Source organism: Enterobacter sp. SENG-6 (assembly GCF_001605945.1).
Classification (GTDB): Bacteria; Pseudomonadota; Gammaproteobacteria; order Enterobacterales; family Enterobacteriaceae; genus Enterobacter; species Enterobacter cloacae.
Map to the genome: position 1 here is coordinate 91,376 of NZ_LOMM01000008.1, position 22,596 is coordinate 113,971.

The 22,596-nt window shown below is 53.1% G+C and carries 18 protein-coding genes; 4 read left to right on the forward strand and 14 right to left on the reverse strand.

The features are described from left to right. Positions 1 to 137: 137 nt before the first annotated feature. From kdsB to AX755_RS05360, 12 genes are all read right to left on the reverse strand, one after another. Positions 138 to 884 (reverse strand): 3-deoxy-manno-octulosonate cytidylyltransferase, encoded by a 747-nt coding sequence (kdsB, locus tag AX755_RS05305; RefSeq protein WP_062856412.1) that lies wholly within the window; start codon positions 882 to 884, stop codon positions 138 to 140. After that, positions 881 to 1,063 (reverse strand): protein YcaR, encoded by a 183-nt coding sequence (gene ycaR / locus AX755_RS05310; protein ID WP_013097300.1) that lies wholly within the window; start codon positions 1,061 to 1,063, stop codon positions 881 to 883. The genes kdsB and ycaR overlap by 4 nt, the downstream gene beginning before the upstream one ends. Before the next feature lie 45 nt (positions 1,064 to 1,108). Continuing rightward, positions 1,109 to 2,338, reverse strand: a complete 1,230-nt coding sequence (locus tag AX755_RS05315; protein ID WP_062856413.1) for a winged helix-turn-helix domain-containing protein — start codon at positions 2,336 to 2,338, stop codon at positions 1,109 to 1,111. A gap of 44 nt (positions 2,339 to 2,382) precedes the next feature. Further along, complete coding sequence (lpxK, locus tag AX755_RS05320; RefSeq protein WP_062856414.1) at positions 2,383 to 3,360, reverse strand: tetraacyldisaccharide 4'-kinase; 978 nt, start codon at positions 3,358 to 3,360, stop codon at positions 2,383 to 2,385. Beyond that, positions 3,357 to 5,105: a lipid A ABC transporter ATP-binding protein/permease MsbA gene (gene msbA / locus AX755_RS05325; protein ID WP_023621029.1), complete on the reverse strand. Its 1,749-nt coding sequence runs from the start codon at positions 5,103 to 5,105 to the stop codon at positions 3,357 to 3,359. The genes lpxK and msbA overlap by 4 nt, the downstream gene beginning before the upstream one ends. Before the next feature lie 36 nt (positions 5,106 to 5,141). Next, positions 5,142 to 7,406 carry a ComEC family protein gene (locus tag AX755_RS05330; RefSeq protein WP_062856415.1) on the reverse strand — a complete coding sequence of 755 codons (2,265 nt, stop codon included), beginning with the start codon at positions 7,404 to 7,406 and terminating at the stop codon, positions 5,142 to 5,144. Between the two features lie 214 nt (positions 7,407 to 7,620). Continuing rightward, entirely contained in the window at positions 7,621 to 7,908 is a 288-nt protein-coding gene (gene ihfB, locus AX755_RS05335) for an integration host factor subunit beta (protein WP_003858233.1), read from the reverse strand. Positions 7,909 to 8,078: 170 nt separating this feature from the next. Further along, a complete protein-coding gene (gene rpsA, locus AX755_RS05340) occupies positions 8,079 to 9,752 on the reverse strand; it encodes a 30S ribosomal protein S1 (RefSeq protein WP_008499966.1) in 1,674 nt (557 codons plus the stop codon). Positions 9,753 to 9,863: 111 nt separating this feature from the next. Further along, positions 9,864 to 10,547 (reverse strand): (d)CMP kinase, encoded by a 684-nt coding sequence (gene cmk / locus AX755_RS05345; RefSeq protein WP_013097305.1) that lies wholly within the window; start codon positions 10,545 to 10,547, stop codon positions 9,864 to 9,866. Between the two features lie 185 nt (positions 10,548 to 10,732). Then, on the reverse strand, positions 10,733 to 12,016 hold the full coding sequence (gene aroA, locus AX755_RS05350) for a 3-phosphoshikimate 1-carboxyvinyltransferase (RefSeq protein ID WP_062856416.1): 1,284 nt from the start codon (positions 12,014 to 12,016) through the stop codon (positions 10,733 to 10,735). A 68-nt stretch (positions 12,017 to 12,084) separates the two neighbouring features. After that, a complete protein-coding gene (gene serC / locus AX755_RS05355) occupies positions 12,085 to 13,173 on the reverse strand; it encodes a 3-phosphoserine/phosphohydroxythreonine transaminase (RefSeq protein WP_062856417.1) in 1,089 nt (362 codons plus the stop codon). A 162-nt stretch (positions 13,174 to 13,335) separates the two neighbouring features. Beyond that, complete coding sequence (locus AX755_RS05360; RefSeq protein WP_013097308.1) at positions 13,336 to 14,028, reverse strand: DUF421 domain-containing protein; 693 nt, start codon at positions 14,026 to 14,028, stop codon at positions 13,336 to 13,338. 128 nt (positions 14,029 to 14,156) lie between these two features. Between AX755_RS05360 and ycaO the strand changes: the two genes are divergently transcribed. The 4 genes from ycaO to pflA all read left to right on the forward strand — a co-directional run bounded on the left by ycaO (position 14,157) and on the right by pflA (position 20,454). Next, positions 14,157 to 15,917 (forward strand): 30S ribosomal protein S12 methylthiotransferase accessory factor YcaO, encoded by a 1,761-nt coding sequence (gene ycaO / locus AX755_RS05365; protein ID WP_062856419.1) that lies wholly within the window; start codon positions 14,157 to 14,159, stop codon positions 15,915 to 15,917. Positions 15,918 to 16,323: 406 nt separating this feature from the next. After that, positions 16,324 to 17,181 (forward strand): formate transporter FocA, encoded by an 858-nt coding sequence (focA, locus tag AX755_RS05370; RefSeq protein ID WP_013097310.1) that lies wholly within the window; start codon positions 16,324 to 16,326, stop codon positions 17,179 to 17,181. A gap of 51 nt (positions 17,182 to 17,232) precedes the next feature. Further along, entirely contained in the window at positions 17,233 to 19,515 is a 2,283-nt protein-coding gene (gene pflB, locus AX755_RS05375; RefSeq protein WP_013097311.1) for a formate C-acetyltransferase, read from the forward strand. A 198-nt stretch (positions 19,516 to 19,713) separates the two neighbouring features. Beyond that, complete coding sequence (gene pflA / locus AX755_RS05380; protein WP_014831281.1) at positions 19,714 to 20,454, forward strand: pyruvate formate lyase 1-activating protein; 741 nt, start codon at positions 19,714 to 19,716, stop codon at positions 20,452 to 20,454. 36 nt (positions 20,455 to 20,490) lie between these two features. Here pflA and AX755_RS05385 read toward each other — a convergent pair whose 3' ends face one another. Both AX755_RS05385 and AX755_RS05390 read right to left on the reverse strand, forming a co-directional pair. Next, entirely contained in the window at positions 20,491 to 21,018 is a 528-nt protein-coding gene (locus AX755_RS05385; RefSeq protein ID WP_028028129.1) for an anti-virulence regulator CigR family protein, read from the reverse strand. A gap of 123 nt (positions 21,019 to 21,141) precedes the next feature. Next, a complete protein-coding gene (locus AX755_RS05390; protein ID WP_062856418.1) occupies positions 21,142 to 22,290 on the reverse strand; it encodes an MFS transporter in 1,149 nt (382 codons plus the stop codon). Between the last annotated feature and the right edge of the window lie 306 nt (positions 22,291 to 22,596).

Below are 22,596 nucleotides of genomic sequence, written 5' to 3' on the forward strand. Positions count from 1 at the left end.
ATTACCCCCATTAAGACTACTGCTTTTATAATGAGCGCGCAGGACGCAGATGTCACCCTGCGGAGATCAATTATGGAAAAGATAAGAGAAAATAAACGGCGGAGTGCATCCCTCCCAAAAGAGGGATGCCGCAAGGATTAACGCAATTCAGCGCGAACGCGCTCAAGATCTTCTGGGGTGTCTACGCCTGTACCAGGCACCTCTTCGGCGACGGCAACGTGGATCTTTTCGCCGTACCAGAGCACACGAAGCTGTTCCAGCATTTCAATATGCTCCAGCGGACTCGGTGTCCAGGTTACATACCGGCGAATAAAGCCAGCGCGATAGCCGTAGATGCCAATATGGCGCAGGAAGGTATCGCCAATGGTCTCTCTGGACACCGCAAAGCGATCGCGATCCCACGGGATGGTGGCACGGGAGAAATAGAGCGCATAGCCCTCCGCATCCGTCACAACCTTCACCGCGTTCGGGTTGAACGCTTCTTCCGCGTGGTGGATAGGTACCGCGAGAGTTGCCATGCCAACCTGACGCTGCGCCAGGTTTTCCGCCACCTGACGAATAATCGCCGCCGGGATCATCGGTTCGTCGCCCTGCACGTTAACGATTACCGTATCGTCGCTGAACGCGCATTTCTCAACCACTTCAGCCAGACGTTCAGTACCAGACTGGTGATCGGCACGGGTCATGCATACTTCCCCGCCTGCGGCTTCAACCGCACGCGCAACATCAGGATGATCGGTGGCCACGATAATACGGTCAGCGCCGGACTCACGGGCGCGTTCAAGGACATGCACAATCATTGGCTTGCCGTTGATATCTACCAGCGGCTTACCCGGCAGACGCGTTGAGGCGTAACGGGCAGGAATAATGACGACAAAGCTCATGGTTTGCTCTCTTCAGCCACCAGGGAACGGGCTTCGTTTTCCAGCAGTACCGGAATACCGTCACGCAGCGGGAACGCCAGGCTGTCCGGTTTGCAAATCAGCTCTTGTTTGTCCTGGCTATAGTAGAGTTTGCCGTTGCACACCGGGCAGGCAATAATTTCAAGTAAACGGTGATCCATAGTTCCTCCGTATGGGTAATCGCTAAAGCTTATCACATTCCCTTTTCAGGGCGTGCCTGTTTCCCAGCCACTTCGACAGGATGTAAAGAGCCCGTCAGGCACGCGGCCCAGCGTCACTTCACAGGCCTTCTGCCAGCAGGCGAAATCATTGATGGCGGATGTTAACCCTTTTTCCAGGGTCGCGGTTACCCTGACGCCCTCTTCCAGATACAGCGCAATGACCTCTAGCGTGCCGGTTTTACGGTGCATTTTGGCATCTATGCGCCCTACCAGTTGTCCCTTGTGCAGCAGGGGCAAAACAAAGTAACCGTACTGGCGCTTTGGCGCGGGAGTGTAGCACTCCAGCCGGTAGCTGAAATCAAACAGCTGCTCGGCCCGTTTTCTGTCCCAGACCACCGGATCAAAAGGTGACAGCACAGCGCTATGGGTTGCCTGAAGTTTACCTGCTTCAGCTTGTGGCAGCAGCGCGAGTAAATCCGCATGCAGCCACATTTCGCCCAACCTCTCTACAGAGACCGGGATAACCCGCTGTTCACGCTGCCAGTTATCCAGCAACGGTTTCAGCACGGGCTGTCGGAGACGGTAATAATCGGCCAGCCATTGCGGACGGAAAATACCCAGACTGCGGGCGCTGTTTTCAAGCATGACGGCTTCGGCTGCCTCCTGTGTGAGCAGGTCGCGCTCGTCGTCCCAGTGAGGCATCACCCGCTGCGTCAGGTCGTACACCCGTTGAAAATTACGCCGCTCGACTACCATCACCTTGCCTGATGTAAACAACCCTTCGAGATGACGCTTGTGCGGCTTCCATTCCCACCAGCCGCTTGCCCCTTTTCGTGGATGTTCAAAATCCGCGGAACGTACTGGCCCCTTTTCCGCGATATGGGCAATGAGCTGCTCAATTTCAGCCGCATGCTCGTGCATCCACGCCTGCCGGTATTTCCAGCCCATTTTTTCCGGGGCAAGCATACGGTGGCGAACCAGGGCAAAATCGCTGCGGGGCAGGAAACAGGCTTCATGTGCCCAGTATTCCATCAGCTCTCCCTTGCTGAGCGCATCATCGAGCCACTGAGGCGGATAATTGCCCAGCCGGCTGAACAGCACCAGGTAGGGGCTACGAGCCACAATGTTGATGGTGTCGATTTGCAACAACGACATGCGTTGCACGGTAGTAAGGATATCGGCAGGCTGCGCGCGGCGACGGGGCTTTTTAAGAAGTCCTTGCGCAGCAAGGTGCAAGTTACGTGCGGCTGAAAGCGAGAGTTGCGGTAAAGACATGCGTTTTCCTGTCAGTCAAAGCGCCACCAGAACCGCGTAAGCTCTTAATGCACCAACGCAATCAGTTCCTGGAGCAAGTGTTCCGGCTGCTCGCCGCTGAGTTCAGCGTCAACCGGCAGATACCACCAGTTTTCTTTCGCAAAAGCGCGGCATTTCACCGCATCTTTTTCGGTCATGATTAATGTCTGACCGGATGTTGTCAACGCGTCTACCTGCTCCGCCACCAGCGCCTGGTGATCGGCCAGCGGAACACGTTTATCAAGGCGGGCACCACACTGTTCCAGCGTTGCGAAGAAACGCGGAGGATGACCAATACCTGCCATCGCGACCAGCGCGGGTAGCCGGGAAACGGCCTGTCGTTCACCGGTCAACAGGTTAATTGCCATGCCTGGCTGGAGTTGCATCGGGATCTCCCCCGGCAGTGCCGCACCGCCGTTAACAATCACCGCATCCACGGACTTCAGGCGCGAAGCGCGTTCACGCATGGGGCCTGCAGGCAGCCACCAGCCGTTGCCAAAACGGCGGACGCCATCAATGACCACAATCTCTTTATCACGCGCCAGCGCGTAATGCTGCAGACCGTCATCGGTAATAATTATTTGCACGTCGTGTTCGGCAAGCAACGCCTGAACAGCATCACTACGCACCGGAGAGACTGCGACAGGCGCGCCAGTACGCTGATAAATCAATACTGGCTCATCCCCCGCCTCGGCGGTCGTCGTGACCGGCGACAGGAGCAGTGGATAGTGCGCCGCTTTGCCGCCGTAACCTCGCGACACCACGCCGGGGCGGATGCCGCGCTTTTGCAGTTGCTCAACCAGCCAGATGACCACAGGGGTTTTACCGTTCCCCCCTGCCGTGAGGTTGCCCACCACGACAACCGGCACTGGCGCACGCCACGCCCGCTTTAGCCCCAGACGGTAAAGCAGACGGATAATGCCGCTCACCAGACCATACAGCCAGGAGAGCGGCAGAAGCAGCAGCCACAGCGGGGACTCACCGGACCAGATGCGGGCAATCATTCGCCGAACTGCATCTTATGGAGCTGAGCGTAAACACCACGCTGTGCCAGTAAATCGGTATGGCTACCGCGTTCTACAATGACCCCATCCTCCACAACAACGATTTCGTCAGCCTGTTCAATCGTTGACAGGCGGTGCGCAATCACCAGTGATGTACGGTTCTTTTGCAGTTCATCCAGCGCAGACTGAATTGCACGTTCAGATTCTGTATCCAAAGCAGAGGTTGCTTCGTCAAGGATCAGAATAGGGCTGTTACGCAGCAGTGCACGGGCGATGGCGATACGCTGGCGTTGACCACCGGAGAGCAGAACCCCATTCTCACCGATGATGGTATCCAGGCCGTTGTCCATCTTGTTAATAAAGTCCATGGCATAGGCCATGCGAGCGGCTTCTTCAATCTGCTCGCGGCTGTACTCTTCAGTGCGCGCATAGGCAATGTTGTTCGCAACAGTATCGTTGAACAGATGCACGTTCTGAGACACCAGCGCAACCTGGTTACGCAGCGACTGCAGGGTGTATTCCCGCAGGTCGTAACCGTCTAACAGAATTTCACCCTGATCGATGTCGTAGAAACGGGTAATCAGGCTGGCAATCGTCGATTTACCCGAACCAGAACGGCCGACCAGCGCAACGGTTTTGCCTGCCGGAATGGTCAGGTTGATGTTACGTAATGCTGGAACTTCACGGCCAGGGTAAGTGAAGGTCACGTTGCGGAATTCGACATCGCCCTTTGCGCGCTCAATGACGCGAGTGCCTTCGTCTTTCTCTTGCTCGGAATCCAGAATGCTGAACAGCGTCTGGCATGCAGCCATCCCGCGCTGGAACTGGGCGTTAACGTTGGTCAGCGACTTCAGCGGACGCATCAGCGCAATCATGGAAGAGAACACAACGGTGATGGTCCCCGCAGTCAGTGTTTCCATTACGCTCGGGAAGCTTGCCGCATACAGGACGAATGCCAGAGCCAGAGAGGCAATCAGCTGAATAATGGGATCAGAGATTGAAGAGGCCGAGACCATTTTCATCCCCTGCAGACGCATTTTGTTGCTGACTTTATCGAAGCGTTTTGTTTCGACCTCCTGCCCGCCGAAAATCAACACCTCTTTATGTCCTTTCAGCATCTGCTCAGCGCTGGTGGTCACCTGCCCCATCGTATTCTGCATATTCTTACTGATATTGCGAAAACGCTTTGAAACGACGCGGATCGCGACAGAAACAACCGGAGCCAGCACGATGAGGATCAGCGACAGCTGCCAGCTGTAATAGAACATCATCACGAACAGACCGATAATTGACGCACCTTCACGCACAACGGTAATCAGTGCGCTGGAGGAAGAGGATGCCACCTGTTCTGAGTCATAGGTAATACGTGACAGCAACGTACCCGTCGATTGTTTGTCAAAGAAGGCCACCGGCATGCCCATCATGTGGCTGAACAGCCGACGGCGCATTGTCATGACCACTTTTCCTGACACCCAGGAGATGCAATAACTGGAAATATAGCTGGTGATACCGCGTAAGATCATCAGTCCGATCACCACCAGAGGCATCCATAGCAACACTGAGCGATCCGTTTTACCAAAACCGTCATCCAGTAACGGTTTGAGGAGCGATAACATAAAAGTATCGCTGGCTGCGTTGAGAACTAACGCTATACCCGCCACGATTAAACCTGCTTTAAAAGGTGCAATCATCGGCCAGAGTCGGCGGAAGGTTTGCCACGTGGAGAGATCTTTGTCGTTATGCATTCAAAAAACCAGCATCTGTTGAAATAGCCGCATATTCTACCCGTTATCGACGGGCGCGCCAAACCACTGATGATACCAACGCGGTAAATATTGCTCCCGCAACTGTCGGATTTGCCAGGCATGTTGCGAAAACGTCACCGATATTTGGCCCGAATGTGGGGTATCGTGCCAGACATAGCCCTCTTTTCGATAACGCTTCACCACCTTCACTGACGGGAATCGCCACGCATTGTAACGGGCCGCAGAATCCAGCGCGATTTCGCCTCCCACACGTTGTACCAGCGGCAACGAGGAGGAGGTATTACTGCCATGGTGCGGCACCTGGATCACCGTTGATGTCAGATAACGCCAGTAATGGCTAAGCATAGCCTGTTCCGCTTGCGCTTCAATGTCCCCTGTCAGCAAAACACTCTGCTCACCGTCATCAATTTTAACCACGCAGGAGCGATTGTTACCCTGGGCAGAGGACCCAGCCGGTGGCCAGTGAACGGTGAATGTTAACCCCTGCCATTTCCACTGCTGCCCGCGAATGCAGGGAAGATGCTGCGCCCACCCCAGCGGGCTTCGTACCCACAAGTCTGGCCATGCCGCCTGCAGCGATGCCAGACCACCTGCATGGTCCAGGTGCTCGTGACTGAGAATAACGCCCTCTGGTTGCAGGTGATGCCAGCGTAACCAAGGAATAATCAACTGCTGCGCACTGTCTCCCCCAGGCCAGCCGGGACCGGTGTCGTATAGAAGCGCTTTACCCTGCCGCTCAATAACCATTGATAGCCCCTGCCCCACATCCAGCATATGCAACGTCCAGCTATCGGTTTTCTCCGTTCGCATGAATGGGGATGCCAGCACGACAGTTCCTGTCAGACACACCGCCGGCATGCTTTTCCAGGAGCGAAAACGCCAGCCGATAATGGCCAGCCAGGGCAGTAATGTCAGGTACTGCCAGCGCTCATCGACGTCCTGCCAGCCATCAGGCAGACGCTGCAGCAGCCAGAACAAACCGGCCAGGGACTTATCTGCCGCAAACCATACGCCAGTTTCCAGAGAGACCAGCGGGAGCAGGTGCAGTAGCATACCGAGCAGGATCAGCGGAACCGAGATAAAGGTCACCAGCGGAACGGCAAAGAGATTGGCTACCAGCGAAGAGACGCTGAAGCCATGGAACATCGACACCTGCAAAGGCAGGAGCAGCAGCAACATCCCAACCTGCAGATAGAGTAAATTTATCAGGGGTCGCACCCGGTGAGTCCAGCGCCAGCTGGGGAGTGGCAGCCACTGATACCAGAAAATCAACGCCGCGACAGCAAACGCTGACAACACCAGGCTTTGAGAAAGCACCGCCAGCGGATCAACGATGAGTATCGCTGCAATACAGCTACACCAGATCTGCCATGCAGACCACTGACGCGCGCCGATCCGCAGAGCGGCCAGCACCGCAAGCGCGATGACCGTGCGTAATGCAGGCGGCTGCAGACCCGTTAGCCATGCGTAGAAGGCCGCAAAACACAGTCCCGCAAGCAGAGGCATCTGCCAGCGGATCCACTGACACGGCAATAAAAACTGAAAACCCCTGGCAAGCATCCAGATGATGGAAGCCGCCAGCGTGATATGCAAACCCGAGATCGCCATCAGATGCGACGTGCCGGTTTCACGCATCAGTATTTTTATTTCCCGGGGCACATCCAGGCGCTCGCCCATCCCCAGCCCCAGGATCACCGCTCCCCAACGATAGGCTGAAAGGGTGTCGTGCAGCGATGACAGATAGCGGGCACGCAAGCTGCAGCGTTCATCAATGATTTCTGCCCGTGTAAAACGTCCGCTCAACGTTTGATGCCGGGCAAAAGCATTTCGCTGAGGATCATATCCTCCGTCGTTCAGTTCACCGTGTACAGGCCTGAGCCTGAGCGTCATGGCCCAGCGCTGACCCGCGCAGGCCTTTTGCGGCAGGTAATTGCCATACAACACGATGCCCGTCGATGCCCACCAGCGTTTGCCATTAAGTGCAACGATTTTCCCCTGATGGACCGTTGCGCCATCGGTGGCGGTGATCTCCACCTCTGCCTTGACTGCACCGGTGGTTAAATGCTGCATCGGCCAGACGCTTTCCTGCGCAGCCAGAATACCCCACGCGCAAAATAACAACCCCATACCGATACACTTCTGACTGATGCTTCGCTGTAAGCCCAGCACCAACCCGCCGGCAACCATGATCCATAAAGTATGCCGTGCAGGTAGTTCAGGTAACCAGAGTAGCGGCACTATCGCCAGAATGGCGCACAGACTTAGTGTGGGAATTCCCATTACGACCTCCCTCTTTCAGGGCGGCAGTATGTAAGAAGAGGGAGAGAGGCGTCAGTTGAATAAAATGCAGGTTACAGCGCGCGCTGCACTGTTTTTGTCGGTTTGCAGAAAACGACACGGGGATTGCGGCACGGCTTCAGGATAAAAACGATAAGTACAAAAAAAGCACCCGGAGGTGCTTTCTTTTGAACCCAGTTTAACCTGATGGCTAAACTCAGTTGCCGTAAATATTGGCGCGATCGCGCAGTTCTTTACCCGGCTTAAAGTGTGGAACGTACTTACCTTCCAGCTCGACTTTATCACCAGTCTTCGGGTTACGCCCGGTACGTGGAGCACGATAGTGCAGAGAAAAACTACCGAAACCGCGGATTTCAATGCGCTCGCCCTGGGCAAGAGTGGTGGCCATATGCTCCAGCATCTCTTTTACGGCATCTTCCACTGCTTTAGCTGGGATATGCGGTTGCTGACTGGCAAGTCTTTCAATCAATTCTGACTTGGTCATGATTCCTCCGGTTCCTTTCAAACCAATTAGCTGAACAGCTCATTAAACAAGGGCGGCCGTAGCCGCCCTTTGTTATTGATTACAGGACGAATCCTGCAATCTGTCAAGTTTGCTCCTCATCCTTCGCGCGATAAATGCGTTACCGCTCAAAGGATGCTGAGGACTTGATATTACTCGCCTTTAGCTGCTTTGAAAGCTTCAGCCATTGCGTTGTTAGAGAAGTTTGCATCTTCCTGTTTGTTAACAGTAGCGATTGCATCTTTCTCGTCAGCTTCGTCTTTCGCACGAACAGACAGGCTGATTGCACGGTTCTTACGGTCAACACCGGTGAACTTAGCTTCAACATCGTCGCCAACGTTCAGAACCAGAGTGGCATCTTCAACGCGGTCACGTGAAGCTTCAGAAGCGCGCAGGTAACCTTCAACGCCGTCAGCCAGTTCTACGGTTGCGCCTTTAGCGTCAACTGCAGTCACTTTACCGTTTACGATTGCGCCTTTCTTGTTCAGTGCAACCCAGTTGTTGAACGGATCTTCTGCGAGCTGTTTAACGCCCAGAGAGATACGCTCACGCTCTGCGTCAACCTGCAGAACAACTGCTGCGATTTCGTCGCCTTTTTTGTATTCACGAACTGCTTCTTCGCCTGCAACGTTCCAGGAGATGTCAGACAGGTGAACCAGGCCGTCGATGCCGCCGTCCAGGCCGATGAAGATACCGAAGTCAGTGATAGACTTGATTTTACCTTCAACACGGTCGCCCTTGTTGTGGGTTTCCGCGAACTGCTGCCATGGGTTGTTTTTGCACTGCTTCAGGCCCAGGGAGATACGACGACGTTCTTCGTCGATATCCAGAACCATAACTTCCACTACGTCACCAACGTTAACAACTTTGGATGGGTGGATGTTTTTGTTGGTCCAGTCCATTTCGGAAACGTGTACCAGACCTTCAACGCCTTCTTCGATTTCAACGAAGCAGCCGTAGTCAGTCAGGTTGGTCACGCGGCCAGTCAGTTTGGTACCTTCTGGGTAACGCTTAGCGATAGCTACCCATGGATCTTCGCCCAGCTGTTTCAGGCCGAGGGATACACGAGTACGCTCGCGGTCGAACTTCAGCACTTTAACAGTGATTTCGTCGCCCACGTTCACGATTTCGCTTGGGTGCTTAACGCGTTTCCACGCCATGTCGGTGATGTGCAGCAGGCCATCAACGCCGCCCAGGTCAACGAATGCGCCGTAGTCAGTGAGGTTCTTAACGATACCTTTGACTTCCATGCCTTCCTGCAGGTTTTCCAGCAGCTGATCGCGTTCTGCGCTGTTTTCGGATTCGATAACGGCACGACGGGAAACAACAACGTTGTTACGCTTCTGGTCCAGCTTGATTACTTTGAACTCAAGCTCTTTGCCTTCGAGGTGCAGGGTGTCACGGACTGGACGAACGTCTACCAGAGAACCTGGCAGGAACGCACGAATACCATTCAGCTCAACAGTGAAGCCACCTTTAACTTTGCCGTTGATAACACCGACCACAGTTTCAGCTTCTTCGTAAGCTTTCTCCAGCGTGATCCATGCTTCGTGACGTTTAGCTTTTTCACGAGACAGCAGGGTTTCGCCGAAGCCGTCTTCTACTGCGTCCAGAGCAACGTCAACTTCGTCACCTACCTGGATTTCCAGCTCGCCCTGGGCGTTTTTGAACTGCTCTGCCGGAATGGCGGACTCAGATTTCAGACCGGCGTCAACCAGTACTACGTCTTTGTCGATAGCAACAACAACACCGCGAACGATGGAACCCGGACGGGTTTCGATTTCTTTTAAGGATTCTTCAAACAGTTGAGCAAAAGATTCAGTCATGTTTAATCTTCAGGTTAATATTAACGTCCACCTGGCTCCGTGCCGGATGGGGTTGTTTCACATACCCGCCGTCAATCCATTGCAGCGGGGGTACTGCTAAATCGGTCGCAATTACGCGAGTGCCAGTTTTTGGCGCGCATATTGTAGCGCTTTTTCAATCACTTGCTCAATAGTTAAACTGGTGGAATCCAGAACTAATGCATCTTCTGCAGGAACAAGTGGGGCGACGGCGCGGTTACGGTCGCGGTCATCGCGCTCTTTTATCTCGGATAAAAGGCGATCAAAGTTAACACTAAACCCCTTCTCCTGCAACTGAAGCATGCGGCGTTGAGCCCGTTCTTCCGAGGAGGCGTCAAGGAAAATTTTCACTGGCGCATCAGGGAATACCACCGTCCCCATATCTCGTCCGTCAGCGATCAGGCCGGGTGCTTCACGGAAAGCACGCTGACGGCGTAACAGGGCCTCACGAACGCGCGGGAAAGCCGCTACCTGAGAGGCAGCGTTAGCAACCTCCTGCGTACGAATTTCGCCGCTCACATCTTCCCCTTCCAGGATCACTTCGAGGTTGCCATCGGTCGAGACAAAACGCACATCCAGATGCGCAGCCAGCGGAACCAGCGCCTCTTCAGACGCAACATCCACATGGTGATGCAGCGCTGCCAGCGCCAGCACGCGATAGATAGCTCCCGAATCTAAAAGATGCCATTGCAATGCTTCCGCCATCGCCTTGCACAGAGTTCCTTTCCCTGCGCCACTAGGCCCATCAATGGTGATTACCGGGGCAACTGCCGTCATCTTTTTCTCCTTAATAAAGGCATACCGTTAACATGAACGCCGCGCATTATACGCGCCAACGTGCGCAACTGTTACCTTTGCGTGCAAATTACGGAATTAATGAAGCAGAGTGTAGAAGAAATGTGCGGGAACAAACGTCAGAAAACGTAAGGAAATGCCGCATCGGGTGATGCGGCATCTTGTCATCAGGCCAGTGTACTGATGCGGGCCAGCTGTTCGAAATAGTCCGGGAAGGTTTTCGCCGTACATTTCGGATCGAGGATCGTGACAGGTGTATCGGACAAGGCCACCAGCGAGAAGCACATCGCCATACGGTGATCGTTGTAAGTTCCGATTTCCGCGAACTGCAGTTTTGCCGGAGGCGTCACGCGAATATAGTCTTCGCCCTCTTCCACTTCGGCGCCTACTTTACGCAACTCGGTAGCCATCGCGAACAGACGGTCGGTTTCTTTCACGCGCCAGTTGTAGATGTTACGCAGCGTCGTGGTACCTTTTGCAAAGAGCGCAGCGGTGGCAATGGTCATTGCCGCGTCAGGAATGTGGTTCATGTCCATATCGATGGCGTTGAGTTCACCACGTGTACAGGCGATGAAATCCTCCCCCCAGGTCACCACCGCACCCATTTTCTCCAGCACATCAGCAAAACGAATATCGCCCTGCACGCTGTTACGGCCAATACCGGTCACTTTCACCGTACCGCCTTTAAGCGCGCCTGCCGCCAGGAAGTAAGACGCAGATGAGGCGTCACCTTCAACCAGATAGTTACCCGGAGACTGATACTGCTGCGCACCGCGAACCACGAAGCGCTGATACGCGTGGTTTTCCACCTCCACACCGAAGGTTTTCATCAGATGCAGGGTGATATCAATGTACGGCTTAGACACCAGGTCACCCTTGATGGTGATGACCGTATCCTGCGGTGCCAGCGGTGCAGTCATCAGCAGTGCCGTCAGGAACTGGCTGGAGACGCTGCCGTCCACCTCGACGTTGCCGCCGGTAAAGCCACCGCGAAGGCGCAGTGGTGGGTAATTCTCTTGCTCCAGATAGTCAATCTGGGCACCGCCCTGACGAAGGGCATCCACCAGATGACCGATCGGACGCTCTTTCATGCGCGGCTCGCCGGTCAGAACAATATTGTTGCTGCCCAGGCACAGAGCTGCCGCCAGTGGGCGCATGGCGGTTCCCGCGTTACCCAGAAACAGCTCCAGTTCCTCGGCTGAACGTAGCGCACCGCCATTCCCCGTCACTTCACAGCGGGTACGGTCGTCAGACAGCGTGTAGTGAACTCCCAACGCTTTCAGCGCATTGAGCATATGGCGCACGTCATCGCTGTCCAGCAGGTTCGTGAGGACGGTGGTGCCGTTTGCCAGAGCTGCCAGCAGCAGAGCGCGGTTCGAGACACTTTTTGAACCAGGCAGATTGATGGTGCCATCTACCCGCGCGATAGGTTGTAACGTCAGGGATTCCATGAAACTTAACTCTCAACTCAACATAATAAAAACCCCGCAGCAGGGCTACGGGGGTGAAAACAGCGCAATCAACCGTGGCGACGTTCGAAGTCAATCATGAAATCGGTCAGGGCGTTAACGCCTTCCAGCGGCATGGCGTTATAGATGGAGGCGCGCATGCCGCCTACCACACGGTGACCTTTCAGCGCATGCAGACCTGCGGCGAAAGACTCTTCCAGGAATACTTTATCCAGGTTGCTGTCCGCCAGCTGGAACGGCACGTTCATGCGGGAACGGTTGGCTTTCGCCACATCGTTACGATAGAAATCACTCTTATCAATGACGCCGTACAGCAGTTCAGCTTTCTGCTGATTGATCTTGTCCATCTGCGCCACGCCGCCGTTTTGCTTCAGCCATTTAAAGACCAGGCCGGAGAGATACCAGGCAAACGTCGGTGGGGTGTTGAACATGGAGTCGTTATCGTTCAGCACAGTGTAATCAAGAATCGACGGGCAGGATTTATGCGCTTTACCCAGCAGATCGTCACGTACGATGACGATAGTCAGGCCTGCAGGGCCGATATTTTTCTGCGCACCCGCATAGATGACACCGTAGCGGCTGACGTCAATCGGCGCAGAGAGAATGGTGGAGGAGAAGTCAGCAGCAACCACCACGTCTTTACCGAAGTTCGGCGTCTCGTCGATGGCAATCCCGTCAATGGTTTCGTTCGGGCAGTAGTGCAGATACGCGGCGTTGTCAGAGAGCTGCCACTCGCTCATTGGCTTAACGGCACGCAGGCCATCAACGGTCACTTTGGCGTCGATGACGTTTGGCGTGCAATACTTGTGCGCCTCCTTCACCGCGCTGGCAGCCCAGTAGCCAGCGTCAACATAGTCTGCCGTGGTTTTGTCACCCAGAATATTCAGCGGTACGCCAGCAAACTGGCCGCGTCCACCACCGTGGCAGAACAATACTTTGTAGTTCGAGGGAATGTTCAGCAGATCGCGAAAATCCTTTTCTGCCTCTTCCGCCACCTGAATAAACTCTTTACCTCGGTGGCTGATTTCCATCACCGACGTACCCAGACCGTTCCAGTCACAAAGTTCCTGTTGAGCCTGTTTAAGCACGTCTGCCGGTAACATTGCCGGACCTGAACTGAAATTAAAGACTTGAGCCATTTCCCCTCACCACGCTAAAAGCCATAAGTTATAACTGTGGATATCGGTTTTATCATTCAGTGACACGCGCCGCAATGTCTAAAACTTATGACCGGTGAAATGTGCCCTTCGTCACACAATACAATCTGTCGCCTCGCTGTCACAAAACCGACAAAATGGCTGTCAGACAAGGCGTTTGGCCCGGCTAACCTTCGACCATTCCGGATTTGTACAGCGGGGACATAATTGATGATCGCCCACGTGCATGGCAACGACATGGCTACATCTTACACAGGCATATTCGCCGGATTCCGGTACCGTTTTAAACCGCTCGATCAACATATCCGGCAGAATACAGAGCCCTGGCTTAACCTCGTCGTCAGGATAGTAATACACGCTGATTTGCCCATTCGTTTCCATTATCGCCAGACGCACTTGCCCAAGCTGCTCCACGCTGTTCAGCCGCAGCTCCATAAAGAACTCAAATTCGGTCATATTGGCGCTTTGGACATTTTCCCAGGCCAGCTGTCCGTTCTCAACGATAACGACGGGTTTCCCTTCAAGCATGTCTTCCAGCTTTTCGCTTTTCGACATCAGCCACATGACCAGCCGGTAAAGCAGCGCCAGCGTGACGAAGACAATAAACACCGGCACCATTGGCACATCATCGTAAAAAGCGACATCCCCCGCCGCTGAGCCCAGCGTCAGAATGATCAGCACCTCAAACAGCGACATCTGCCGTACGCCACGCCGACCGGTGATTTTAAGAAACAGGAAGACCAGGACGAAGGTATACAGACTACGCAGCGCCACTTCGCCTAAAAATTCGGGTGGGACTTTATCAAACGCCATCCTTTGCAGATCGAATGCTTTCATTTTTTTTATGCCTTAACAGTCAGTTACTGACAGTAAGCATAGCCCAGTCTTTTATTTTCGCCGGAGATAGCACCCGTCACGCAAAACCCGTATCATTGCGCGCTTTACGTACGATAAAAGTGAACGCCATGACTCAAACGTTTATCCCCGGCAAAGACGCCGCCCTGGAAGATTCCATCGCTCGCTTCCATCAGAAACTGACCGACCTGGGCTTTAATATCGAAGAAGCCTCCTGGCTTAATCCAGTGCCTCACGTCTGGTCCGTGCATATTCGCGATAAAGACTGTGCACTGTGCTTTACCAACGGTAAAGGCGCGACGAAAAAAGCGGCGCTGGCTTCTGCGCTGGGTGAGTATTTTGAACGTCTGTCGACCAACTACTTCTTCGCCGATTTCTGGCTGGGTGAAACCATCGCTAACGGCCCGTTTGTTCACTATCCCAATGAAAAATGGTTCCCGTTGACCGAAGACGATGAACTGCCGGAAGGCATTCTGGATGCGCGTCTGCGTGCGTTCTACGATCCAGAAAATGAACTGACCGCCAGCATGCTGATCGATCTGCAGTCGGGTAATGAAGAGCGTGGGATCTGCGCCCTGCCGTTCACCCGTCAGTCTGATGAACAGACCGTGTATATCCCGATGAACATTGTCGGTAACCTGTATGTCTCTAACGGCATGTCCGCCGGTAATACCCGCAATGAAGCGCGTGTGCAGGGGCTGTCAGAAGTGTTTGAGCGCCACATTAAAAACCGCATCATTGCTGAATCCATCAGTCTGCCTGAAATTCCGGCCGACGTGCTGGCGCGCTATCCGGGCGTGGTGGAATCCATTGCTAAGCTGGAGGCAGAAGGCTTCCCTATCTTTGCGTATGATGGCTCGCTGGGCGGTAAATACCCGGTTATCTGCGTTGTGCTGTTTAACCCAACGAACGGCACCTGCTTCGCCTCCTTCGGCGCACATCCTGACTTCGGCGTGGCGCTGGAGCGTACCGTCACCGAGCTGCTGCAGGGCCGTAGCCTGAAAGATCTCGATGTATTTACTCCACCAACTTTTGACGACGAAGAAGTGGCCGAGCATACCAACCTCGAAACCCACTTCATCGACTCCAGCGGTTTGATCTCCTGGGATATGTTCAAGCAGGACGCAGACTATCCATTCGTCGACTGGAGCTTTGCCGGTACGACCGAAGAAGAGTTCGCTACCCTGATGGCTATCTTCAACGCGGAAGATAAAGAAGTCTACATTGCTGACTACGAACACCTGGGTGTTTACGCCTGCCGTATTCTGGTGCCGGGCATGTCCGATATCTATCCGGCTGAAGATCTGTGGCTGGCAAATAACAGCATGGGTGCGCACCTGCGTGAAACGCTGCTGGCCCTGCCAGGCAGCGAGTGGGAAAAAGAGGATTATCTGAACCTGATCGCCCAGCTGGACGACGAAGGCCATGATGACTTCACGCGCGTACGTGAACTGCTGGGTCTGGCTACCGGTAAAGACAACGGCTGGTATACCCTGCGCATCGGCGAGCTGAAAGCGATGCTGGCGCTGGCTGGAGGCGATCTGGATCAGGCCCTGGCCTGGACCGAGTGGACCATGGAATTCAACCAGTCAGTGTTCTCTGCCGAGCGCACCAACTACTACCGCTGCCTGCAAACCCTCCTGCTTCTTGCGCAGGAAGAGGATCGTGAGCCACTGCAGTACCTGAACGCTTTCGTGCGCATGTACGGTGCCGAGGCGGTAGAAGCCGCCAGCGCGGCCCTGAGCGGCGAAGCGCCATTCTACGGACTGCAGGCGGTAGACAGCGATCTGAAAGCCTTCCCTGCGCATCAGTCGCTGTTGAAGGCCTATGAAAAACTGCAGAAAGCAAAAGCCGCTTACTGGTCAAAATAAGCGCATATAACATTATCAGCAGTAGGCGTATTTAATCGTCTGGGCTATATTACGGGGCAATTTCATTGCCCCGTTTTTTATTTTTTTCGGCAATGAACGTTGAATGTAATAATAAAGTTAAATATGGGTAAATATAATAATATTTACCTGGGCTTTACTGTTACTTTTTATGGCAAATACTCCATATTAATTAACTGTTTCAGAGGTGGCTGACCGAAAAAATTCAACTCTTTTCATAACTTTTAAAATTTATTTTTATACGGATAATCAAAAACTTACACCGCATTTGTCGTAAAACCATACACACTGCGGGCCTATAAGCCAGGCGAGATATGATCTATATCAATTTCTCTTCTATAATGCTTTGTTAGTATCTCGTCGCCGACTTAATAAAGAGAGAGTTAGTGTGAAAGCTGACAACCCTTTTGATCTTTTACTCCCTGCTGCGATGGCCAAAGTGGCCGAAGAAGCAGGTGTCTATAAAGCAACGAAACACCCGATGAAGACGTTCTATCTGGCGATCACGGCTGGTGTGTTCATCTCTATCGCGTTCGTCTTCTACATCACTGCCACCACCGGTACTGCCGCGATGCCTTACGGCATGGCCAAACTGATTGGCGGCATTTGCTTCTCACTGGGTCTGATTCTGTGCGTTATCTGTGGCGCCGACCTCTTCACCTCAACGGTGCTGATTGTCGTAGCAAAAGCCAGCGGAAGAATTACCTGGGGTCAACTGGCGCGCAACTGGCTTAACGTCTATGTTGGTAACCTGATTGGCTGTCTGCTCTTTGTTTTGTTGATGTGGCTCTCCGGCGAGTATATGACCGCCAACGGTGGCTGGGGACTGAACGTCCTGCAGACCGCGGACCACAAAATGCACCACACATTTATCGAAGCGGTTGCACTTGGCATCCTCGCGAACCTGATGGTCTGTCTGGCGGTATGGATGAGTTACTCCGGCCGTAGCCTGATGGACAAAGCCATGATTATGGTTCTGCCGGTTGCGATGTTTGTTGCCAGCGGCTTCGAGCACAGTATCGCGAACATGTTTATGATCCCAATGGGTATTGTAATCCGCAACTTTGCGAGCCCGGAGTTCTGGACTGCAGTTGGTTCAACCCCGGAAAGTTTCTCTCACCTGACTATTATGAATTTCATTACTGATAACCTGATCCCTGTCACTATCGGGAACATTATCGGTGGGGGTCTGTTAGTTGGGTTGACATACTGGGTCATTTACCTGCGTGGCGACGATCATCATTGATGGTTATCTCAGGCAGTAAATAAAAAATCCACTTAAGAAGGTAGGTGTTACATGTCCGAGCTTAATGAAAAGTTAGCCACAGCCTGGGAAGGTTTTGCAAAAGGTGACTGGCAGAATGAAGTAAACGTACGTGACTTCATTCAGAAAAACTATACCCCGTATGAAGGTGACGAATCCTTCCTGGCTGGCGCAACTGAAGCGACCACCAAGCTGTGGGACAGCGTAATGGAAGGCGTAAAACTGGAAAACCGCACTCACGCGCCAGTTGATTTTGACACCTCCGTTGCTTCCACCATCACTTCTCACGATGCTGGTTACATCAACAAAGCCCTTGAGAAAATCGTTGGTCTGCAGACTGAAGCACCACTGAAACGTGCGATCATCCCGTTCGGTGGTATCAAAATGGTTGAAGGTTCCTGCAAAGCGTACAACCGCGAGCTGGACCCAATGCTGAAAAAAATCTTCACCGAATACCGTAAAACCCACAACCAGGGTGTATTCGATGTTTACACCAAAGACATTCTGAACTGCCGTAAATCCGGTGTTCTGACTGGTCTGCCAGATGCCTACGGTCGTGGCCGTATCATCGGTGACTACCGTCGCGTTGCGCTGTACGGTATCGACTTCCTGATGAAAGACAAATACGCGCAGTTCGTTTCCCTGCAGTCCGATCTGGAAAACGGCGTAAACCTGGAAGCGACTATCCGTCTGCGTGAAGAGATCGCTGAACAGCACCGTGCGCTGGGTCAGATCAAAGAGATGGCTGCTAAATATGGCTGCGATATCTCTGGTCCTGCAACTAACGCTCAGGAAGCTATCCAGTGGACCTACTTCGGCTACCTGGCCGCAGTTAAGTCTCAGAATGGTGCAGCAATGTCCTTCGGTCGTGTATCCACCTTCCTGGATGCGTACATCGAACGTGACCTGAAAGCAGGTAAAATCACCGAGCAAGACGCTCAGGAAATGATTGACCACCTGGTCATGAAACTGCGTATGGTTCGCTTCCTGCGTACCCCTGAGTATGATGAACTGTTCTCTGGTGACCCAATCTGGGCAACCGAATCTATCGGTGGTATGGGCGTAGATGGCCGTACTCTGGTCACCAAAAACAGCTTCCGCTTCCTGAACACCCTGTACACCATGGGTCCTTCTCCGGAGCCAAACATCACCGTTCTGTGGTCTGAAAAACTGCCTCTGAACTTCAAGAAATTCGCCGCTAAAGTGTCCATCGACACCTCTTCTCTGCAGTATGAGAACGATGACCTGATGCGTCCGGACTTCAACAACGACGACTACGCTATCGCATGCTGCGTAAGCCCAATGGTTGTTGGTAAACAAATGCAGTTCTTCGGTGCACGTGCAAACCTGGCGAAAACCATGCTGTACGCTATCAACGGCGGCGTTGATGAAAAACTGAAAATGCAGGTTGGTCCTAAGTCTGAACCAATCAAAGGCGATGTGCTGAACTATGACGAAGTCATGGATCGCATGGATCACTTCATGGACTGGCTGGCGAAACAGTACGTTACTGCACTGAACGTTATCCACTACATGCACGACAAGTACAGCTACGAAGCCTCTCTGATGGCGCTGCATGACCGTGACGTTATCCGTACCATGGCGTGTGGTATCGCAGGTCTGTCCGTTGCTGCTGACTCCCTGTCTGCTATCAAATATGCGAAAGTTAAACCAATTCGTGACGAAGACGGTCTGGCTATCGACTTCGAAATCGAAGGCGAATATCCGCAGTTTGGTAACAACGACGCTCGCGTTGATGACATGGCGGTTGACCTGGTTGAACGTTTCATGAAGAAAATTCAGAAACTGACCACTTACCGTAACGCTATCCCGACTCAGTCTGTTCTGACCATCACCTCTAACGTTGTGTATGGTAAGAAAACCGGTAACACCCCAGACGGTCGTCGTGCTGGCGCGCCATTTGGCCCAGGTGCTAACCCAATGCATGGTCGTGACCAGAAAGGTGCGGTTGCCTCTCTGACTTCCGTTGCAAAACTGCCGTTTGCTTACGCGAAAGATGGTATCTCTTACACCTTCTCTATCGTGCCAAACGCGCTGGGTAAAGACGACGAAGTGCGTAAAACTAACCTCGCGGGTCTGATGGATGGTTACTTCCACCACGAAGCGTCCATCGAAGGTGGTCAGCACCTGAACGTGAACGTCATGAACCGTGAAATGCTGCTCGACGCGATGGAACACCCTGAGAAATATCCTCAGCTGACCATCCGTGTATCTGGCTACGCAGTACGCTTTAACTCCCTGACTAAAGAACAGCAGCAGGACGTTATCACCCGTACTTTCACTCAGTCCATGTAACTGGAATTGACTGAAATCACGCGTTAAAAAGCGTACAATAAAGGCTCCACGTCAGTGGGGCCTTTTTCTTCCCCACCCCAGTCTCTTTTGGCCGCTATCTATACTGAATGGATAACAGCCAAAACAGACTCGACATAGCCTTTGAGCTGTGCATCAACACAGGCCCCGGGATGGGCCAAATTCGGAGATATCACCGCAATGTCAATTATTGGTCGCATTCACTCCTTTGAATCCTGTGGCACTGTTGATGGCCCGGGCATCCGTTTTATCACCTTTTTCCAGGGCTGCCTGATGCGCTGCCTGTACTGCCACAACCGTGACACATGGGATACGCACGGCGGCAAAGAAGTGACCGTTGAAGATCTGATGAAAGAGGTGGTGACTTACCGCCACTTTATGAACGCGTCCGGCGGGGGCGTCACCGCATCCGGTGGTGAAGCCATTCTTCAGGCGGAATTTGTGCGCGACTGGTTCCGCGCCTGCCACAAAGAAGGCATACACACCTGCCTCGACACGAACGGGTTTGTGCGCCGCTACGATCCGGTCATCGATGAATTGCTTGAAGTCACCGACCTGGTCATGCTCGATCTCAAACAGATGAATGATGAGATCCACCAGAACCTGGTTGGCGTATCCAACCACCGTACGCTGGAGTTCGCCAAATATATTTCAGCCAAGGGCATCAAAACCTGGATCCGCTATGTCGTGGTTCCAGGCTGGTCTGATGATGATGATTCCGCACATCGCCTGGGCGAATTTACCCGCGATATGGGCAACGTCGAGAAAATTGAGCTTCTGCCCTACCATGAGCTGGGTAAACATAAATGGGTGGCGATGGGTGAAGAATATAAGCTTGATGGCGTTAAGCCGCCGAAGAAAGAGACGATGGAGCGCGTGAAAGGTATTCTGGAACAATACGGACACAAGGTCATGTATTAAAGAAGAGGCCCGGTGAGAACCGGGCCTTTTTATATTTTATTTAAAGACACCATTAATAATGGAAGTCACAATCGCAGTACTCAGCGCAACCAGGACCAGATCGTCACCGACCACGCGCCATTCATAGCCAGGATAGTTAGGGAGCTGGCCCAGCATGGAGGCTGGCACGGTTTTCTTCGCAATACCTGGAGGCAGTGGTTTGCCGCGTGCGAGGTTTTTAGCGATGCCCGGAGGCAGCGATTCATACCCCGTTAATCCATAGTTCACTGCCAGATGGCGAGCATGATCGAAGCTCACGCGAGCATCGACATCATCGCTGACGCTTTTATTCGATTTACCCGGGTTGTCCATACCACTTTTTTTATTGCCATGAGTATCGGACATTCCGTTGCCATGATTGCCGGAATTCCCGTTGCCGTGATTACCGCCATTACCTTGTCCGCCACTATTACCGTGACCACCACCGCCATTCCCGTTTCCAGGATTAGCCATGACCGGTGCTGTAGCAAACGTTAAAGACAACACTACTGCCAGTGCGGTAGTGGTTAAACGACGTGTAGCCATGATTGCTGCCTTTTAGTGTTAGAACTCACCTGAATTATCGCCTGGCGTGATAAACAAACAATGCGTAAAATTCTTATATGTGATGGGGACAAAAAAGCCAGTCAATGACTGGCTTTTAATTCATCAGGCATGCGCCACTGGCGTGGGATGTTCGCCCGCTTTACGCAGCAGCATTAAGAGATAAATAAACGACACGCTGGCAATCATGATAAACAGCAAATTGTCGGAATAATTCTGCATCAGCATCGCGGTGAATGTCGGCCCCAGCAAACTGCCAATGGTATAGCTTAATAACAGCGCCTGGTTCATTGCCACCAGCTGGTGATGTTCAACTTTTTCACAGGCCCAGGCCATCGCGACCGGATAAAGTGTGAAGCCTGCCGCCCCCAGAATAAACAGCGCTGGCGCCATCGCGGCATTGCTGAGCATGGCAAGGCAACCCATGATCACCACGAAGACCTGAACGCGCAACACCAGCAGACGCCCAAAACGGTCTGCCAGACGGCCAATCGGCCACTGTCCGACGATGCCCGCGCTGACCATTACCGCCATCCAGAAGCCGATCCCGGAATCACTGACGCCCTGATGGTTCAGGTAGAGCGGCATCAGACCATAAAGCGACCCCAGAACAATCCCGGAGATGATGCAGCCGTTCACGCCCAGACGCGCCTGTCGCAGTCTCAGCATCGGCCAGACGTGGGTCGCTTCCTGATGCTCACTGTTCTGATTCACAATGCGTGTAAAGAGCAGCGGCAGGATCGCCGCCAGGACCATGCCCGTTACCCACGGCAGAACGCTCATCAGGTCGGTAGGTAGTTTGCTGACCATTAATTGCCCAAGCACGGTTCCGACGTAATAGACCATCATATACGCTGCCAGCAGACGTCCCCGGTTGTGCGAGGTACCGCTGCACATCAGCGCACTTTCCACCACAACCCAAATCATCGCGCAGCCTACGCCAGCGATAAAGCGCCAGATCATCCAGCTCCAGAAGCCGACCATCAGGCCCAGCCCGGCACATCCGGCAGCGAAAATCAGCGAGGCCAGATAATAGCTGCGGTTAAAGCCAACGCGTTTAATCAGGCTCCCCGTCATCAGGGTGCCCAGCAGGTTCCCCGTGAAAAAGGACGAGCTGACCATACCCACCTGCCAGGTTGGTAAGTTTTCATGGGCAAGCCATAGCGGGACGAGCGTATTCAACACTGCGATCGCCAGGGTCAACAAAAGCAGGCCACAGAGCAACAGGAGCACTGGCCGGGTATAGATGGTCATGGATTAAAAACCGTGAGGAAGTTCAGATTTCGTGCGCATCATGCCACTGGCAAAAACAAAGTCAATCCACCGATTCAGGCATCACGCACGATATGTGCCATGTCGATTTAAAAAACTCATCCTGCTAATGCAAAGTCTGCTACTGATATTAATTATCTGATTGTTTTTATTTATTTCAGGGGATTTTTAATACCAAACATCAGTCGAAAAATTTCATGATGGAAATAAGTATCCTCCGGCATAGCCGGAGGTTTTTCAAATGCGCCTGTAAGGCTCTGTTACCAGCCGCGCCCTAACAGGCGCATC

Bases quoted from the DNA above. Each gene is read 5' to 3' on its own strand.
- AX755_RS05330 (WP_062856415.1), bottom strand. From the start codon at position 7,406: ATGGGAATTCCCACACTAAGTCTGTGCGCCATTCTGGCGATAGTGCCG.
- rpsA (WP_008499966.1), bottom strand. From the start codon at position 9,752: ATGACTGAATCTTTTGCTCAACTGTTTGAAGAATCCTTAAAAGAAATC.
- AX755_RS05385 (WP_028028129.1), bottom strand. From the start codon at position 21,018: ATGGCTACACGTCGTTTAACCACTACCGCACTGGCAGTAGTGTTGTCT.
- pflB (WP_013097311.1), top strand. From the start codon at position 17,233: ATGTCCGAGCTTAATGAAAAGTTAGCCACAGCCTGGGAAGGTTTTGCA.
- ycaO (WP_062856419.1), top strand. From the start codon at position 14,157: ATGACTCAAACGTTTATCCCCGGCAAAGACGCCGCCCTGGAAGATTCC.
- msbA (WP_023621029.1), bottom strand. From the start codon at position 5,105: ATGCATAACGACAAAGATCTCTCCACGTGGCAAACCTTCCGCCGACTC.
- aroA (WP_062856416.1), bottom strand. From the start codon at position 12,016: ATGGAATCCCTGACGTTACAACCTATCGCGCGGGTAGATGGCACCATC.
- lpxK (WP_062856414.1), bottom strand. From the start codon at position 3,360: ATGATTGCCCGCATCTGGTCCGGTGAGTCCCCGCTGTGGCTGCTGCTT.
- ycaR (WP_013097300.1), bottom strand. From the start codon at position 1,063: ATGGATCACCGTTTACTTGAAATTATTGCCTGCCCGGTGTGCAACGGC.
- kdsB (WP_062856412.1), bottom strand. From the start codon at position 884: ATGAGCTTTGTCGTCATTATTCCTGCCCGTTACGCCTCAACGCGTCTG.
- serC (WP_062856417.1), bottom strand. From the start codon at position 13,173: ATGGCTCAAGTCTTTAATTTCAGTTCAGGTCCGGCAATGTTACCGGCA.
- cmk (WP_013097305.1), bottom strand. From the start codon at position 10,547: ATGACGGCAGTTGCCCCGGTAATCACCATTGATGGGCCTAGTGGCGCA.
- AX755_RS05315 (WP_062856413.1), bottom strand. From the start codon at position 2,338: ATGTCTTTACCGCAACTCTCGCTTTCAGCCGCACGTAACTTGCACCTT.
- pflA (WP_014831281.1), top strand. From the start codon at position 19,714: ATGTCAATTATTGGTCGCATTCACTCCTTTGAATCCTGTGGCACTGTT.
- ihfB (WP_003858233.1), bottom strand. From the start codon at position 7,908: ATGACCAAGTCAGAATTGATTGAAAGACTTGCCAGTCAGCAACCGCAT.
- AX755_RS05390 (WP_062856418.1), bottom strand. From the start codon at position 22,290: ATGACCATCTATACCCGGCCAGTGCTCCTGTTGCTCTGTGGCCTGCTT.
- AX755_RS05360 (WP_013097308.1), bottom strand. From the start codon at position 14,028: ATGAAAGCATTCGATCTGCAAAGGATGGCGTTTGATAAAGTCCCACCC.